Source organism: Wolbachia endosymbiont (group A) of Aleiodes leptofemur (genome assembly GCF_964028465.1).
Classification (GTDB): domain Bacteria; phylum Pseudomonadota; class Alphaproteobacteria; order Rickettsiales; family Anaplasmataceae; genus Wolbachia; species Wolbachia pipientis.
This window is the reverse complement of sequence record NZ_OZ034782.1, coordinates 232,613-248,913: the sequence shown is the minus strand read 5'-3', so window position 1 is coordinate 248,913 and position 16,301 is coordinate 232,613. Positions and strand designations below refer to the sequence as shown.

Here is a 16,301-nt window from a genome sequence, read left to right as displayed (position 1 = left end):
ATAAGATTAAGGATAGATGGCGATAAGGAGGTTGGATGCCGGCAGCATATAGTTATGATTTAAGAAAAAAAGCAATGGAAGCACTAGACGAAGGGGAAAGCAGAGAAGCAGTGGCAGCAAGATTTAAAATTGGACGAACTACTTTGTGGGAGTGGAAGCAAAGAAAAAAAGAAACAGGCGACTTTCAGTCAAAAAACTCGGTAATGGAGGTTACAATCAGAAAATTATCGACTGGAATAAGTTTATCGAATTTGCTAAAAAACACGGTAGAAAAACTCTGTCGGAAATGGCTAAACTTTGGGGCAACGTTAGTATCGAAACGATCCACCGAGCTCTCAGAAAAATTGGATTTACGCGCAAAAAAAGACATATGGATACAAGGAAAGGAACGAAGAAAAACGTGCTGAATTCTTAAAAATTATAGCAACAAAAGAACCAGAAAACTTAGTGTATATAGATGAGTCTGGGATTGATAACACGGAGGACTATCCATATGGGTATTGCCAGAAAGGACAGCGATTTTATGCCCTAAAATCTGGAAAAAAAACTCAACGAATCAGCATGGTTGCAGCCTTAAGTAGAAGAAAGATAGTTGCTCCATTAACATTTGAAGGCCACTGTAATATGGATATTTTTAATGGATGGTTTGAGCAATTTTTGGCACCGATCTTAGAACCTGGACAAACTGTCATTCTTGATAATGCTACTTTTCATAAGTCTGATAAGCTTATCAAGCTCGCTAAAGGAGTCGGTGCAGAAATTTTGTATCTGCCGCCTTATTCTCCAGATTTTAACAAAATTGAGCATCATTGGTTTGCTATAAAAAACAGAGCCAGGAAAAACATTCCTCTATTCGAATCCTTTCGTCGTGCTGTTGATTCTGCCTTCCTATGACCTATTCGGACTATTATGAGAAATGCTATACTATGTACTAAAATATCGGCGTTTTTTTATTCTAAAACGCTTGATTAAGAGCGATTTAGCTGCTTTTAACTTGCAACTAACCTACACCGCAAGTGTTTAAGAAATTTACTAAGCAGGAAAAAAGGCAAAGAAACCCCGTAGTAGCTAGCATTCAAATTCTCCCTTGTCAATTTGACGTTTTTTGCTGTCTTAAACGCTTTGTAAGCGCGTTTCGGCTTATATAGGTAAAAACCCAGAAATTTTTAAAGACATGCGATGCACGTAGTGCGAAAAATTAAACATGAGACGCCAAATACCCTAAGTTTTTTTTCATTAACCTGCACAGATTGCGAAGATAAATAAATAGCTTCAGTTTCATGATAAGGGGGTTGGCGGAGTTTGTCAAGTAAGTTTTTTCGTTTCTGTGACCAGTTGGACTTAAAGTCTACACAAAAAACGTTTACAACCAACGTTCAACATGGTAAATTACAAACGGTTTATTCCTCGGTAGCTCAGTGGTAGAGCAGTTGGCTGTTAACCAATTGGTCGCTGGTTCGAATCCGGCCCGGGGAGCGTTTCTCTGTGAAATTCTGGTGTTGATTTTGTATGAACATTAAATCAGTGGTTTTATGTATACTAGATGGCTGGGGAAATGGAATAGAGAATAATAAATACAACGCTATCAGCAACGCAAATCCACCCTGTTGGCAATATATTAGCTCTAATTATCCAAAATGCAGTTTATCCGCCTGTGGAGCTGATGTGGGGTTACCTGGTGGTCAAATAGGTAATTCAGAAGTTGGCCATATGAATATTGGCAGTGGTAGAGTAGTAATGCAAAGCCTTCAGCGCATTAATCAAGAGATTGGAACAATAGAAAACAATGTAAATCTACAAAGTTTTATTAATGATCTAAAAAGTAAGAACGGAGTATGCCATATAATGGGATTGGTGTCCGATGGTGGTGTTCATTCGCATCAAAAGCATATTTCAACTTTAGCAAATAAAATATCACAGCATGGAATAAAAGTGGTGATACATGCATTTTTAGATGGCAGAGACACATTGCCAAATTCAGGAAAAAAATGCATTCAAGAATTTACAAAGAGTATAAAGGGAAATGACACAAGAATTGCTACTGTTTCTGGGCGTTACTATGCTATGGACCGTGACAACAGGTGGAAGAGAACAATCGAAGCTTATGAGGCTATCGCATTTGCAAAGGCACCTTGTCATGATAATGCAGTATCGTTGATTGATGAAAATTATCAAAATAACATAACTGATGAGTTTATTAGGCCCGCAGTAATAGGTGACTATCAAGGTATAAAACCAGAAGATGGAGTGCTGTTGGCTAACTTTCGTGCTGATCGAATGATACAATTAGCAAGTATTTTGCTTGGCAAAACAGATTACGCTAAGGTAGCAAAATTCTCTTCAATTTTAAGTATGATGAAGTACAAAGAAGATCTCAAAATTTCTTATATTTTTCCTCCTACTTCTTTCGCTGATACTCTAGGACAAACAATAGAAGACAATAAATTACGACAATTACGTATCGCCGAAACCGAGAAATACGCTCATGTGACTTTCTTTTTCAATTGTGGAAAAGAAGAACCTTTCTCTGGTGAAGAAAGAATACTCATTCCCTCACCAAAAGTTCAAACTTACGATTTGCAGCCCGAAATGTCAGCCTTCGAGCTCACAGAAAAGCTTGTAGAAAAAATTCACTCCCAAGAATTCGCACTGATAGTTGTAAATTACGCTAATCCTGATATGGTAGGGCATACAGGTAATATAAAAGCAGCCGAGAAAGCTGTGCTAGCTGTAGATGATTGTCTTGCAAAAGTGCTGAGTGCTGTTAAAAAGTCAAGCAACACCGCGTTAATTGTCACTGCAGACCATGGTAATGTGGAATGTATGTTCGATGAAGAAAATAATACACCTCATACAGCACACACTCTAAATAAAGTGCCATTTATTGTGTCTTGCGATAATCTAAAACTAAGAGACGGAAGGTTATCTGACATTGCCCCTACTATTTTACAGCTACTTGGAATTAAAAAACCAAACGAAATGACAGGCAGTTCGTTGATTTCTTGCATTACCCTCTGTCATTCCAGCTAGGCAGCGTTATGCACCGGAATGACATCAAATAGATGTGTTTTAACTTAATCCAACTTTTAAATTTTTCGCTGTTAGTACTAATGATTCATTAAAGAAGCTGTCAATATCACCAATACTATCTATATTTTTTGTACTGATAGATTGGTCAATTCTTTTGACCAAATTAGATAAAACTTTATTAGGGCCAATTTCAACAAATTTGTTAATGCCACGGCTTGACATATACAAAACCATTTCTCTCCATTTCACTCTGCTTACAACTTGCTTGGCGAGTAAAGTTTTTATAACTTTGGGATCACTCTCCTCTTTAGCTGTAACATTTGATATCAAAGGAACTATAGGACGGGTTATTTTAATACCCTTCAAAAACTCCAAAACTTTTTCATCAGCAGGTTTCATAAGAGATGAATGAAAAGGCCCACTAACCTGTAATTTAATTAGTTTCCTCACACTCGAGTTTTTGAATAAATCGGGTAACATTTCAAGAGCTTCTCTAGTGCCACTTATAACCACTTGTCCGCCACCGTTATCGTTTGCAATTTCACAAATTCCGTCAATTTGAACTGATTTCAATATATCTTCCACTTCATTTATCTCTGCTCCAAGCAACGCAACCATTCCGCCTTTACATTTCAGTGAAGCTTCATGCATTGCTTCGCTGCGAACTTTCAGCAGCTCGATTGCAGACTCAAGCGTTAACGCTCCTGCAGCACACAGCGCTGTATATTCGCCAACTGAATGCCCACAAACATATTTAACATTGTGATCAGTGAAAAGAGATTTGCCAAACACATGCTCCATAACACGTAGCATTGCAATTGATACTGCCATTATAGCTGGCTGAGCGTTTTCTGTAATGGTTAATTCTTCAATAGGACCGTTGAAGATTAAATGAGACAGCTTTCCATCCAATATGCTATCTACTTCATTGAATACTTGTCTTGCAACAGAAAACTCACTATATAAGCTCTTTCCCATTCCTACAAACTGAGAGCCCTGACCGGGGAAAGCAAAAATCATGATAGTTATTATTTATTCCTTATTAAATATACTACTTTATTTATTTTTTGTCAATATTTTAGAATAATGATTGACTTAGTGAATTAAGTTCACTAGAATATTAGCTGACTAAAAGTTTATAAACAACAATGAATTATCATAAAATTATTATAGTTATGACAGACGGTCAAGAGTTTGAAACTCGTTCCACTTATGGAAAGGAGGGAGATAGGGTAAAACTTGATAGAGATCCTCTTACTCACCCTGCATGGACTGGAAGTTTGACAAGCGGGTTAGCAAGTAAAACTAGCAAATTAGCTAAGTTTAACGATAAATATGGAAGCATTTTCTAATTCTCCTCCTCTTTAAGTTTTAGAGAGTTTACTGAAGCATGCATAAATACAAAAATATAGGCTATGTTGCTTCTCCATCACCAAAATCGCAGGAAGTATCTAAACTATTAAAGAAACTTAATTTTATCAATATAGCAGAAGAAAATAAGTCCGAAATCGATCTATTGATAGTTGTTGGCGGTGATGGCTTTATGCTACGCACTTTGCACAATTACGTCATAGAAAATAAAAACATGCATGTGTATGGGATAAACACTGGCAATGTTGGGTTTTTGATGAATAAATGCTTTAGCTGCAGTGAAGATTTAATTGATCATATAGAGCATGCAACTTCAACTCAGTTAACTTTGCTAAAAATGGAAGCAACAGACACAAGTGGCAAGAGATATCATTACATAGCAGTAAACGAAGTATACGTTTTTAGAAAAGCGAACCAAATAGTAGAGATGAATATTACTATTAATGATAAGCTAAAAGTAGAAAAATTTAGAGGGGACGGAGTAATATTATCTACCCCCACAGGCAGCACTGCATACAACTTCTCTGCCGGTGGCCCAATCTTGCCGCTAAATTCAAATTTACTTGCACTCACTTCTATCAATAGCTATTACCCAAGGCATTGGAATGGAGCGTTAATATCAAACGATACAATCGTACAAATTGACATTAACGACACAAAAAACCGTCCAGCACTTGTAGTATCAGATTACAAAGAATTTCATGATATATCACAGATAAAAATACAAAAAGACCATGAGAACACAATCACTTTGCTTTTTGACAAAGATTACCCTCTGAATGAAAGAATCTTTGATAGACAATTTCTATACTAGTAATTATCCGTAAATTGGTATTTACTATATCTTAATAACTATAGCGTAATCAATGCAGCATAGTAATTAATTTTGGAGTGAATATGCCTGGACCAGTAAATGAAGAACAAACAGTAACATTAATTTCTTCCACATCAATAAGTGAAGATGGCGAGATAACACCAGGAATTTTACCAATACCAGCACTTAGGACAAGTACTCCGAAAAAAAATGATGAAAATACAGCTTTAGAAGCTTTGTTAGAGAAAAAAAACAGCAATGCTAATTCAAGAGATCCGTTAACTCTTGAGACTCAAGTATCACCTCCTTCCCTAGAAGAAACAAAAGGTGAAGAAACTCATGTTGACGTGCCACAAAATTCAACTCTAAGCAGATCACCTTCTCAAGAGACAGTATTTAGTCCACCTTGGAATAGTGAAATATTAGAAGATTTACAAAGAACTAACAGCTCAAGTATACCTCCAACTGGCTCACTACCATCATACACAAGCGCAGCAGATGGCTCTAAAAAGTCTTTGCTTACAAATAGTAAATTTAACATAAATGACGATGCAATTTTAAAAAATAAAAAAACAAACAGATTCTTGCCAAGAGCAAAGTATGCCATGCAGCAGAAGGGTTTTATAATTTTTGGTGCAAGTGCTATTATACTCAGTATATCTGCAGCTTTATTATATTTACAAGATAAAGCAAAATTTATTGCATTTTTTACAAACAGCCCAAAATATATCACTATACCAGTTATCGCACTTGCTGCATTGCTTACAATTGGTCCAATATTTTTTGCAACAAGGCAATTTATAGATACTGAAGAACATTCCATTCAAAAAAAAGATGCGGATAAAATTTTAGCTGAGGTGTTGGAGCACCAGCCAAAAGATAAAGCTATAAAATCTGTAAGACTGGAATATAGCAATGGCACTCATTCAAATTTTGTACTTAATGCTTGGGAAGCTAAACAAGGCTTCACTAACATTGACGAAAAAGTAATTACTAGAACTAATAAAATAAAATCAGTAATTAACGACAGACCAATATTTACTGCATTATTTACTGGTGTAGTTGCTGCAAATATAGCGTTTCCTCTAGGGCTACTTGCAACACATGGTGTTAATGGTGTACAAAAATTTTACCAAAACCCTTTGACTAATAACATAGGATTATCATTACTTATAGGTTCTGGTATACTTGCATTACTCATTGTGGGTTTTGGCATACATTATGATAGAAAAACAAATTGCACTAATCTTATATATTCGCAGGAAAAGATTGACCCTGAAAGCGTTAACAAGAAATTCATTGAAGAAATAAAACACGAAAGAACAAATGTTCTTGGGGAAAACCACGGTAAAGACGCTAAACGCAGCAGCTTAACGCTTGAGCAAGTTGTGGTTCAATCTCATAATTGTAAGGATGTTGTTTATAGTGTCGGTTAATAAAATGCATGATATAGCTAGTGCAGCCCTACGTCATACCGCCGCAGACCGTCATACCGCGATTCATTCGCGGTATCTCTAGATCCCGCTAACACGTAGCGGGATGACGATTGTCAGGGTAGCACCTCCCTCCCCTGTCATCCAAGTAGCTGACTGACCTTACCCAGAAAAAGTGGAGAGAAAGTTTGGAATGTTTTTCATAAAGAGAATGATGAATCAAAATGCTCAGGAATGCAATAGTTATAGCCTTTCTTATAATAGTCCGAATGCGATAAGATATGTGTTTATGGCTATAGCAGGCCAGTAGCATATTACGGTCTGTTCGGATTATTGTAAAAAGAGCTATAATAGTGACGTTGTTTGTTATAAAAAATTTCTATATATTCAAATATAGCAGTTTTGATATGCTGTTTAGAGTGCCGAGAGGTGTCTATTGGTAACTCCCTTTTTAGAGAACTGAAGAAGCTTTCCACAACAGAATTGTCGTAACAACAACCTTTATGACTCATCTATGTTTTTTATGGATAAGAGATATTGATAACCTTGCGAAGTATATTGTGAACCTTGATCACTATGTAATAGTAGATTTTTGGCAGTTTTACGCTTGTTAACGGCCATTAATAAAGAGTCCATAACCAATTGTTTATTTATTGAACTGCTCATTAACTACCATGCGTGAATATAGATCGATTATTGTTGCCAAATATAGCCATCCTTCTTTGGTTTTTATATAAGTAATCCCATACTTTATTTGGTTGATCGACAATAAAGTTTTGGTCTAATATATTGGGAGCTACTGTCCGTTTGTTGTTTCTTAATTTTAAATTTTCTTCTCAATATAGCCTGAATACCATTTTTCTGCATAATACTTTGCACTGTTTTTAAGTTGCAACTTTTACCCAAAGCCTTTAATTCAGCATGAATTTTAGGAGCTCCATATCTACATTTAGAAGCTTGATATATTTTTTGAATATCTGCTAATAACTCTTTATTTGCTGATTCTCTACTGCTTATTTTCCTTGTAGTCCACTTATAGTAGCCACTAGCAGAAAATCCTACATAATTCCTGTACTTTATAGCAGTTATAGCCTTTCTTATAATAGTCCGAATGCGATAAGATATGTGTTTATGGCTATAGCAGGCCAGTAGCATATTACGGTCTGTTCGGATTATTGTAAAAAGAGCTATACTATGCTCTTTTATAAAAAAATATTTTACTCTTTTTGACTGGCCAGGGCTTTTTTTAAAATGTCTCTTTCCCTTGTTACTCTTGCTAACTCTCTTTGTAAATCAAACCTCTCTTTGTCGTAAGGAGCCATGTTATAGCATTTCTCATAATAGTCCGAATAGGTCATAGGAAGGCAGAATCAACAGCACGACGAAAGGATTCGAATAGAGGAATGTTTTTCCTGGCTCTGTTTTTTATAGCAAACCAATGATGCTCAATTTTGTTAAAATCTGGAGAATAAGGCGGCAGATACAAAATTTCTGCACCGACTCCTTTAGCGAGCTTGATAAGCTTATCAGACTTATGAAAAGTAGCATTATCAAGAATGACAGTTTGTCCAGGTTCTAAGATCGGTGCCAAAAATTGCTCAAACCATCCATTAAAAATATCCATATTACAGTGGCCTTCAAATGTTAATGGAGCAACTATCTTTCTTCTACTTAAGGCTGCAACCATGCTGATTCGTTGAGTTTTTTTTCCAGATTTTAGGGCATAAAATCGCTGTCCTTTCTGGCAATACCCATATGGATAGTCCTCCGTGTTATCAATCCCAGACTCATCTATATACACTAAGTTTTCTGGTTCTTTTGTTGCTATAATTTTTAAGAATTCAGCACGTTTTTCTTCGTTCCTTTCCTTGTATCCATATGTCTTTTTTTGCGCGTAAATCCAATTTTTCTGAGAGCTCGGTGGATCGTTTCGATACTAACGTTGCCCCAAAGTTTAGCCATTTCCGACAGAGTTTTTCTACCGTGTTTTTTAGCAAATTCGATAAACTTATTCCAGTCGATAATTTTCTGATTGTAACCTCCATTACCGAGTTTTTTGACTGAAAGTCGCCTGTTTCTTTTTTTCTTTGCTTCCACTCCCACAAAGTAGTTCGTCCAATTTTAAATCTTGCTGCCACTGCTTCTCTGCTTTCCCCTTCGTCTAGTGCTTCCATTGCTTTTTTTCTTAAATCATAACTATATGCTGCCGGCATCCAACCTCCTTATCGCCATCTATCCTTAATCTTATCATATCCGGACTTCTGTGGAAAGAGCTATACTTTGCACTGTTTTTAAGTTGCAACTTTTACCCAAAGCCTTCAATTCAGCATGAATTTTAGGAGCTCCATATCTACATTTAGAAACTTGATATATTTTTTGAATAGCTGCGAGTAGCTCTTTATTTGCTGATTCTCTACTGCTTATTTTTCTTGTGGTCCACTTATATAGCTCTTTTTACAATAATCCGAACAGACCGTAATATGCTACTGGCCTGCTATAGCCATAAACACATATCTTATCGCATTCGGACTATTATAAGAAAGGCTATAGTAGCCACTAGCAGAAAATCCTACATAATTCCTGTACTTTATAGCAGTTATAGCTCTTTTTACAATAATCCGAACAGACCGTAATATGCTACTGGCCTGCTATAGCCATAAACACATATCTTATCGCATTCGGACTATTATAAGAAAGGCTATACTATGCTCTTTTATAAAAAAATATTTTACTCTTTTTGACTGGCCAGGGCTTTTTTTTAAATGTCTCTTTCCCTTGTTACTCTTGCTAACTCTCTTTGTAAATCAAACCTCTCTTTGTCGTAAGGAGCCATGTTACCTCTACCTGGAAATGCATCTGCTGCCGACTTTTTTTCGTTGTGTTTCTTTATCCATTTTCCTAATAAACCACCCTTTATTCCTAAATCCTTTGCTATTTTTGTAATTGTTTGACCTGCCTTTCTTTGTTCATTTGCCAGTTTAACAGCTTCCAATTTGAATTCTGCCGTATATTCTCTTGCCATTTCTAATCCTCCAAAATTTTATTTTACCCGAAAAAACTCCTTTCTTTCTCTCCACTTTTTCTGGGTAAGGTCACTTGGCAACAGTTGCTCTACTTTCTCCTTCATCCAATGCTTCCATTGCTTTTTTCCTTAAGTCGTAACTATACGCTGCTGGCATACAAACCCCTCTACCATAAATCCATTCTTACCTTATTGGGATTATTATGAGAAGAGCTATAACTCTATGGGAGGGAAGCAAAATCTGGGATTCGGCCTTAATGGCATTAGCGTTGCATCAGCTTCACCCTCCCTGTGAGGTATTTTAGCTCTAATGCCTCACATCATAAAGATACAAGTGTCAAGCTACTTGGATGACAGGGGAGGGAGGCACTGGGATGACAGGAGAAGGTAGTGGGATGACACCCTGACAACCGTCATCCCGCTGCTTGTTAGCGGGATCTAGAGATACCGCGAATGAATCGCGGCATGACGTAGGACTGCTTTCATTCCAGTGCTTGACACTGGAATCCAGCCTTTCTGCAATCTCATCGAAAACGTTGTAACCATCAACTATGTTTTTTAAAATTTTTTGAATTTAGTCTCATTTGTTGATAATTTTGTATTTTTATTCAATTGAAAAATGTATTTTGGTAACAAAGATCCTAGTTTATACAGAAAGAAATTTATATCAAACAGCAACCACTGCTTAGATTTTATGGTTAACGAATATGTGCTTTAAATGTGTGTAGACGCACATATCCGTTAACCTATTTTCTATGCAGATTTTTTTTTATTTCATATTAATTGCTTCTTTAAGTCTTGCATTGGCAATTACTATGATTTTTCGCATTAGAGCTGTTATAGCTACCATCTTCTTTTTACCTCTACCAATAAGATCAGAATAAAAAGCACCAAGTGCAGATTTAGATCTTGCAGCAGCCATAGCAGCTGTGAAAAGCTTTGCACGAACATTGCTTCTACCACCTGTTATCCTTCGGTAACCAATAGTTTTACCGCTTTCTTTTGGATGTGGAGCAACTCCAGCAAGACTTGCAACTTCTTTTTTGTTTAGGTGGCCAAGTTCTGGCATTAGACACACAAAAACTTGTGATAACTTGAGACCTATTCCTGGCACTGTTCTCAAGATTTTTTGACGCTTTTGTAACTCTGGATTTTTATCAATAATTCTTTGTATGGCATCGTTGAACTCATTTATCTGACTGGTAAAAAAGTCTATTGTTTTTTGGCAACTTTCCTTTATATAGTCGTTTTCAGGTGCTGCAAGCCTACATTTCTCTTGAGTTCTCATTTGCGTAATGTCATCACGACGTTGACAGAGTGCAACTAAGGCGGTTTGTTCTTTTGACATAGGCACAAATAGAGATAGAGCACTATAGCGTTCAAAACCATATTGAGCAAGGGCTCTTGCATCTGATTGATCTGTCTTTGCTAAAGTTCCATGTGATATGATAAAACTTTTTACTTTACGAGTATTAGCTCGATGTACAGCAACATTCTTATCAACAAGAAAATGTGCTAAGCCAAGCTCATATTTTCCAGTGTTTTCTAAAGTTACTAGAGAATTAGGTAGGATATCTGAAAATTTTTGAAACAACTGTTGCCAACCAGTAGCATCATTGTCAAACTTGATAGCGCTCCTTTGGTTATAAGCTGCAGCAACATTTTTAAATTTTCCGATATCAATGCCAATGAAATTTTGATAAGATGTAATCATAATAAATAACCTCGATAGTTTAATTAATTTAAGATTGTAAACGGGTGCATACATATGTCCCATGCAACTATTCAAACGTATCGAGAGATGGGGCTAGTTTACCTTGATGGCTACGGTTGTAATACCAACTTTCATTCGGTCGCACACGCCCGTGATAGCCCTATTCCTATAGTGAGTAGGGTTATCTTTCCCTCTTATCTCTTTTATATCACATTTTTAACTTACAACTTTCTATGCTAGTTTGCTTGTGAGCAACCTGGATTCCAGTGTCAAGCACTGGAATGACACCGTTATAAAGGAACCAGTGTCAGCTACTTGAATGACACAGTCTTTGCTTAAACCCGTAACGTTCGTACATTTTGCTAAAAGTTCAAATATCAACATCATGCACATTAAGTGCATTGCTATTAATAAAATCACGGCGTGGTTCAACTATATCACCCATTAATATTGAAAATATGGAATCAGCTTCTTCACAATCTTTTATTTCAACCTTTAATAAAGTTCTAGCCTCAGGATTTAACGTAGTATCCCATAGCTGATCAGCATTCATTTCACCAAGACCTTTAAATCTCTGCAGAGTTAAACCTTTTTTACCATAGTCCATTATTATTTTTGCAAGCGTACTTGGAGAAGTGATTCTTATTTCAGTTTCTTGTGACTTTAAAAATGAATCACCATTAAATAAATTACTTATACCATCAAGCAAACTTAATATGTTTTGCATATCTTTGCCTTCAAGCATACTAAGTGCAAATATATATTTGTCTGCCAATCCTTGAAACAATTTAGAGATATGAATTTCTTTTTCTTCATCTTTTATTTCCACTTCCCAAGTGTATTCGCTGTACATTAACTTCAAATACTTTAATATCTCATCAGCCGATGATAGAGCATTCTTTTTACTTAAAATTAGCAATGACTCTAAGAGATTTTGTGGTATTTCTCTATCATAATTTTTGCTAATATTAGAAGTGCTAACGCATTTATTCAAAATAAGGCGCAAGTTGTTAAATTCTGTAGCTGTACCACTTAGTGTTAATCTTTTAACTGCTGAGTTTATTATATACTCTTCAAAAGTTTCGTCATCTTTAATATAAGTGTCTTTGGCATTCTTTGTAACTTTATAGAGGGGTGGCTGTGCTATGTATAAGTAACCTTTTTCAATAACTTCACGCATATGTCTAAAAAAGAAAGTTAGAATCAAAGTTCTTATATGTGAACCATCAACATCTGCATCTGTCATGATGATAATTTTATGATATCTAGCTTTTTCAATATCGAAGTGTTCACTCCCTATTCCAGCACCAATTGCAGTAATTAAAGAGCCTATTTCTGCAGATGAAAAAATACGATCTAAACTTACACGTTCTACGTTTAGAATTTTTCCTCTTAAGGCAAGCACTGCTTGTGTTTTACGATTACGCCCCTGCTTTGCAGTACCACCTGCTGAATTACCCTCTACTATAAATAATTCCGATAACTCAGGAGCTTTTTCCTGACAATCAGCAAGCTTTCCTGGCAGAGTTGCAATATCAATATTGTTTTTGCTTTTAACTAGCTCGCGCGCTTTTCTTGCAGCTTCTCTTCCTTTTGCTGACCTGATTGCTCTTTCTACTATGCTTGCTGCCAATTTGGGATCAGTTTCAAGGATTGTGCTCAATTTATCAGAAACTATACTTTCTACAACTGCACGTGCTTCAGAACTAACTAGTTTATCTTTTGTTTGTGAAGAAAACTTAGGATCAGGCATCTTAAGAGAGAAAACACAAGTTAAACCTTCTCTAACGTCCTCTCCAGTTAAATTTACTTTTGCTTTCTTTAAAAACCCTTCATTAGTTGCATAGGTATTGATACATCTAGTTAGTGCAGATCTAAATCCTGCCAAATGCGTACCACCATCTCGTTGCCGTATATTATTAGTGAAACACAACATATTCTCATAGTAGGAATCATTCCATTCCATCGATATTTCCAAGCTGATGCCAAGATCTTCTGCATCTCCTTTCATACTGGCAATTTTAGTTACATGTGTCTTATTCTTATCTAAATACTGCACAAAATTTGCTGTACCAAAATTGTCTTTAGATTGATTGCTCTGATTGAAATGAGATTCTGTATATGGTTCATTGCGCAGATCACGTAAAGTAATGTCGATATTTGAATTTAAAAATGCTAATTCTCTTATACGACTTTCAAGCGTTGAGTAACTGAAATTAATGCCATTAAAAGTCTCTGTTGATGGCATGAACGTGACTTTAGTTCCTCTTTTGTTTGTATTTTCGTTGACTACCTTTAAAGGTTCAATAGACTCACCATCTTCAAAACGCATAAAGTGTTCTTTCTTATTGCGCCAAATAATTAATTCCAACCAGCTTGATAATGCATTCACAACTGAGATTCCAACACCATGTAATCCCCCAGAAACTTTATAGGTATTGCTGTCAAATTTACCACCAGCATGGAGTTGAGTCATTATTACCTCTGCTGCTGATATTCCTTCTTCTTCATGAATGTCAGTTGGAATGCCACGACCATTGTCGGTTACTGATACTGAACCATCTTTATTTATGCTAACTTCAATTTTATCACAATATCCAGCTAAAGATTCATCTATTGCGTTATCAACAACCTCATATACCATGTGGTGCAAGCCAGATCCATCGTCAGTGTCACCAATGTACATACCTGGACGTTTCCTTACAGCATCAAGACCCCTTAAGATTTTTATTGCATCGGCATTATAACTATTTTCCATGGTATTGCTTCGTTTATGAATGTTAATTAATATTACATTCATATATGCTGATTAGCAACATTTTTAAACTGATAACCCATATTAAAAGCACAACTTTACGAATGTTTATTTTTGAAGACAGCAAATAGTGTCATTCCAATGTGTCTTCCATAACTGTACGAACATTCATTTTTGAAGGTAAATTGCACAACAGATGATGTCATTCCAGTGCTTGACACTGAAATGGCTTTGTTGCATCGCTAGCTATGATGGATTAAAGATAAAAAAGATGGAGAATATCAGTAGCTTATTATTCTGGTATTTATAACAAGAACGGTCAGTGAATACCTAAATTTGAGTAAAAGAAATTTCACTACCACTCACTAATCCGGCTAAAATTCAAGAATTTCAATGCTTTAGCTATTTTCAATAGAATTAAATTTATTAATGTAAATAATAAATTACTATTCTTAAATTTGATCAGATTGATTGCAAAAAAACAAGATTTTCAATAGGTTACTTATAATCCTAACTATAGTTAGCCTTTCATAAGTAGCGATGCAACAAAGCCCACTGGAATCCAGAAATTTTGCTTATAACTGAGCTGATGAGCTAAAGGTAGTTGTCTTACGCTAAAACAAACGTTTTTAATTAAGTTGCATAGAAGCTGGATCCCAGTGTCTGGGCACTGGGATGACACCCCACTGGTGGGAATTGCTCCCAAACTACAACGTTCGTACAGTTGTGTGTGTCTTCCCATGGAGATTGCTCTCAAATCATAATGCTCATGCAGTTGCATGCTCGACTAATTAACAGAAAAATCTATAATTCAGTTTACGTATTTTCTTATCTCAGCCAAAATCTTATCAGATTGACTTTCGTCTGAATTTAAATCAGCTGCAAAGTGTGTAACATATTTTCCTCCAGGGCCAATAAGGTACATTATTGAAGAATGGTTGATTTCTTCTTCTCCACCAACTTTGCTAGCATATACTTTATACTTTGCAATTACTTCGTCTATTTTTTCTCTTTCACCAGTTAACATTTGTATTCTGTGGTCAAATTGCTGCTGAAATTCTTTAAGTCTTTCCGTGCTATCGCGCTCAGGATCGACTGTGATGAAGAATGTTTGTAGCTTGTTGTTAGTTTTCTCATCTAACTTTGCAAGTGTTTCTGAAATTATTCCAAGGTTCATAGGGCAAATTCTTTTGCATGAGGAAAACCCAAAGAAAATCATCATGTATTTATCTTTAAAATCACTACTGCGCAAGATCTGTCCGTCCTGATTAATTAAAGAAAAATCTCCGCCTATCTTAACTTCTGCGTTGTGAATCGCTGCTGGGGCAAATATGCCTTTTTTAGTGAAATAACAATAACCTAAAAAAACAACTGCTAATGCTGCTAGCACATTAGATAGTAATCTTATAAACCTTACCATTAGAATGCTCTCAGTAAAATTGAATTGTATCTTTATTGGTTAACCTATTCAATATATTTATTCCAAAGTGTATTGTTAATTTTGTCTAACAGTTTCTTATGTTCATCAATTTCTTCACTATTTGGTAAATGTTCTCTGGGAGTTAGATTACGTACTTTATGCTGAACGAATGTGGAGTTACTGTCCTGATTGCATTCATTATCAAACAGAAAGGTTTGTAACCCTCCTGTAAGTTCAACATATACCTTTGCAAGCAATTGAGCATCAACTAGTGCTCCGTGCAATTCTCTATTCTCTAGCGATATATCAAAACGCTTACATAATGCATTCAAAGAAGCAGGTGATCCTGCGAATTTTTTCCTCGCAAGAGGTAATGTATCTAGCACTCTGTCTGAGGAAATTAACCTAGCATTCAGCTTGCTTAACTCCATGTTAAGGAACTTAACATCGAATTCAGCGTTGTGAATTACCAAAATATCATTAGATATAAAGTCAAGAAATTCAAGTGCAACATCTGAAAATAATGGTTTATCTTCTAAAAATTCTTCACTAATACCGTGAATCTTAAACGAGTGATAAGGTATATCTCTTTCTGGGTTAAGGTACCGATGGAATACTTTACCTGTTGGAATGCGGTTAATTAATTCCACACACCCTATTTCAATAATTCGATGACCAGATTCAGTGTCAAGACCTGTCGTTTCAGTGTCAAGTACTATTTTGCGTAGCTTGCTTTCCATTT

18 protein-coding genes, 1 tRNA gene and 2 pseudogenes are annotated in these 16,301 nt (G+C 35.9%); 7 read left to right on the top strand and 14 right to left on the bottom strand.

The window, feature by feature from the left end; translation table 11 throughout:
• Nucleotides 1-35: 35 nt before the first annotated feature.
• The 3 genes and pseudogenes from ABWU67_RS01420 (at nucleotide 36) to gpmI (ending at nucleotide 3,030) form a co-directional block, all read left to right on the top strand.
• Nucleotides 36-894, top strand: a pseudogene (locus ABWU67_RS01420) (IS630 family transposase).
• 510 nt (nucleotides 895-1,404) lie between these two features.
• Nucleotides 1,405-1,476, top strand: a tRNA-Asn gene (locus ABWU67_RS01415).
• 33 nt (nucleotides 1,477-1,509) lie between these two features.
• Nucleotides 1,510-3,030, top strand: coding sequence for a 2,3-bisphosphoglycerate-independent phosphoglycerate mutase (gpmI, locus tag ABWU67_RS01410; protein WP_341821831.1), 1,521 nt, complete (start codon nucleotides 1,510-1,512; stop codon nucleotides 3,028-3,030).
• A 39-nt stretch (nucleotides 3,031-3,069) separates the two neighbouring features.
• Here the strand turns inward: gpmI and fabD are convergent, their stop codons facing one another.
• Nucleotides 3,070-4,050 (bottom strand): ACP S-malonyltransferase, encoded by a 981-nt coding sequence (gene fabD, locus ABWU67_RS01405; protein ID WP_264373760.1) that lies wholly within the window; start codon nucleotides 4,048-4,050, stop codon nucleotides 3,070-3,072.
• A gap of 128 nt (nucleotides 4,051-4,178) precedes the next feature.
• On the opposite strand from fabD, the gene rpmE reads away from it, so the two are divergent.
• The 3 genes from rpmE to ABWU67_RS01390 all read left to right on the top strand — a co-directional run bounded on the left by rpmE (nucleotide 4,179) and on the right by ABWU67_RS01390 (nucleotide 6,651).
• Nucleotides 4,179-4,382, top strand: a complete 204-nt coding sequence (gene rpmE, locus ABWU67_RS01400) for a 50S ribosomal protein L31 (protein ID WP_007548602.1) — start codon at nucleotides 4,179-4,181, stop codon at nucleotides 4,380-4,382.
• 38 nt (nucleotides 4,383-4,420) lie between these two features.
• Entirely contained in the window at nucleotides 4,421-5,215 is a 795-nt protein-coding gene (locus ABWU67_RS01395) for an NAD kinase (RefSeq protein ID WP_353282082.1), read from the top strand.
• Nucleotides 5,216-5,298: 83 nt separating this feature from the next.
• Nucleotides 5,299-6,651, top strand: coding sequence for a hypothetical protein (locus ABWU67_RS01390; RefSeq protein ID WP_353282081.1), 1,353 nt, complete (start codon nucleotides 5,299-5,301; stop codon nucleotides 6,649-6,651).
• A gap of 88 nt (nucleotides 6,652-6,739) precedes the next feature.
• On the opposite strand, the gene ABWU67_RS01385 is transcribed toward ABWU67_RS01390, so the two are convergent.
• The 7 genes and pseudogenes from ABWU67_RS01385 to ABWU67_RS01355 form a co-directional block, all read right to left on the bottom strand.
• Nucleotides 6,740-6,961, bottom strand: coding sequence for a hypothetical protein (locus ABWU67_RS01385; RefSeq protein ID WP_353282080.1), 222 nt, complete (start codon nucleotides 6,959-6,961; stop codon nucleotides 6,740-6,742).
• 1 nt (nucleotide 6,962) lies between these two features.
• Entirely contained in the window at nucleotides 6,963-7,160 is a 198-nt protein-coding gene (locus ABWU67_RS01380; RefSeq protein WP_353282079.1) for an IS3 family transposase, read from the bottom strand.
• Nucleotides 7,150-7,269 carry a hypothetical protein gene (locus ABWU67_RS01375; RefSeq protein ID WP_353282220.1) on the bottom strand — a complete coding sequence of 40 codons (120 nt, stop codon included), beginning with the start codon at nucleotides 7,267-7,269 and terminating at the stop codon, nucleotides 7,150-7,152. Before ABWU67_RS01375 ends, ABWU67_RS01380 begins: the two co-directional genes overlap by 11 nt.
• 129 nt (nucleotides 7,270-7,398) lie before the next feature.
• Nucleotides 7,399-7,803 carry an IS3 family transposase gene (locus tag ABWU67_RS01370; RefSeq protein WP_264374046.1) on the bottom strand — a complete coding sequence of 135 codons (405 nt, stop codon included), beginning with the start codon at nucleotides 7,801-7,803 and terminating at the stop codon, nucleotides 7,399-7,401.
• Between the two features lie 62 nt (nucleotides 7,804-7,865).
• Entirely contained in the window at nucleotides 7,866-8,006 is a 141-nt protein-coding gene (locus tag ABWU67_RS01365; protein WP_353282078.1) for a hypothetical protein, read from the bottom strand.
• Nucleotides 8,003-8,861: pseudogene (locus tag ABWU67_RS01360) on the bottom strand (IS630 family transposase). Before ABWU67_RS01360 ends, ABWU67_RS01365 begins: the two are co-directional and overlap by 4 nt.
• Before the next feature lie 34 nt (nucleotides 8,862-8,895).
• Nucleotides 8,896-9,021: an IS3 family transposase gene (locus ABWU67_RS01355; RefSeq protein ID WP_353282219.1), complete on the bottom strand. Its 126-nt coding sequence runs from the start codon at nucleotides 9,019-9,021 to the stop codon at nucleotides 8,896-8,898.
• Nucleotides 9,022-9,128: 107 nt separating this feature from the next.
• Between ABWU67_RS01355 and ABWU67_RS01350 the strand changes: the two genes are divergently transcribed.
• Nucleotides 9,129-9,281, top strand: coding sequence for a hypothetical protein (locus tag ABWU67_RS01350; RefSeq protein ID WP_353282077.1), 153 nt, complete (start codon nucleotides 9,129-9,131; stop codon nucleotides 9,279-9,281).
• Nucleotides 9,282-9,406: 125 nt separating this feature from the next.
• Here the strand turns inward: ABWU67_RS01350 and ABWU67_RS01345 are convergent, their stop codons facing one another.
• The 6 genes from ABWU67_RS01345 to dnaQ form a co-directional block, all read right to left on the bottom strand.
• Nucleotides 9,407-9,670 (bottom strand): transposase, encoded by a 264-nt coding sequence (locus ABWU67_RS01345; RefSeq protein ID WP_010082386.1) that lies wholly within the window; start codon nucleotides 9,668-9,670, stop codon nucleotides 9,407-9,409.
• 769 nt (nucleotides 9,671-10,439) lie between these two features.
• Entirely contained in the window at nucleotides 10,440-11,384 is a 945-nt protein-coding gene (locus ABWU67_RS01340; protein WP_265022222.1) for an IS110 family transposase, read from the bottom strand.
• A gap of 370 nt (nucleotides 11,385-11,754) precedes the next feature.
• Nucleotides 11,755-14,142: a DNA topoisomerase (ATP-hydrolyzing) subunit B gene (gene gyrB / locus ABWU67_RS01335; RefSeq protein ID WP_353282076.1), complete on the bottom strand. Its 2,388-nt coding sequence runs from the start codon at nucleotides 14,140-14,142 to the stop codon at nucleotides 11,755-11,757.
• A gap of 517 nt (nucleotides 14,143-14,659) precedes the next feature.
• Nucleotides 14,660-14,920: a hypothetical protein gene (locus ABWU67_RS01330; protein ID WP_010962369.1), complete on the bottom strand. Its 261-nt coding sequence runs from the start codon at nucleotides 14,918-14,920 to the stop codon at nucleotides 14,660-14,662.
• Nucleotides 14,921-14,950: 30 nt separating this feature from the next.
• A complete protein-coding gene (locus ABWU67_RS01325; protein WP_010962368.1) occupies nucleotides 14,951-15,559 on the bottom strand; it encodes an SCO family protein in 609 nt (202 codons plus the stop codon).
• A 44-nt stretch (nucleotides 15,560-15,603) separates the two neighbouring features.
• Complete coding sequence (gene dnaQ / locus ABWU67_RS01320; protein WP_353282075.1) at nucleotides 15,604-16,299, bottom strand: DNA polymerase III subunit epsilon; 696 nt, start codon at nucleotides 16,297-16,299, stop codon at nucleotides 15,604-15,606.
• Nucleotides 16,300-16,301 lie beyond the last annotated feature (2 nt).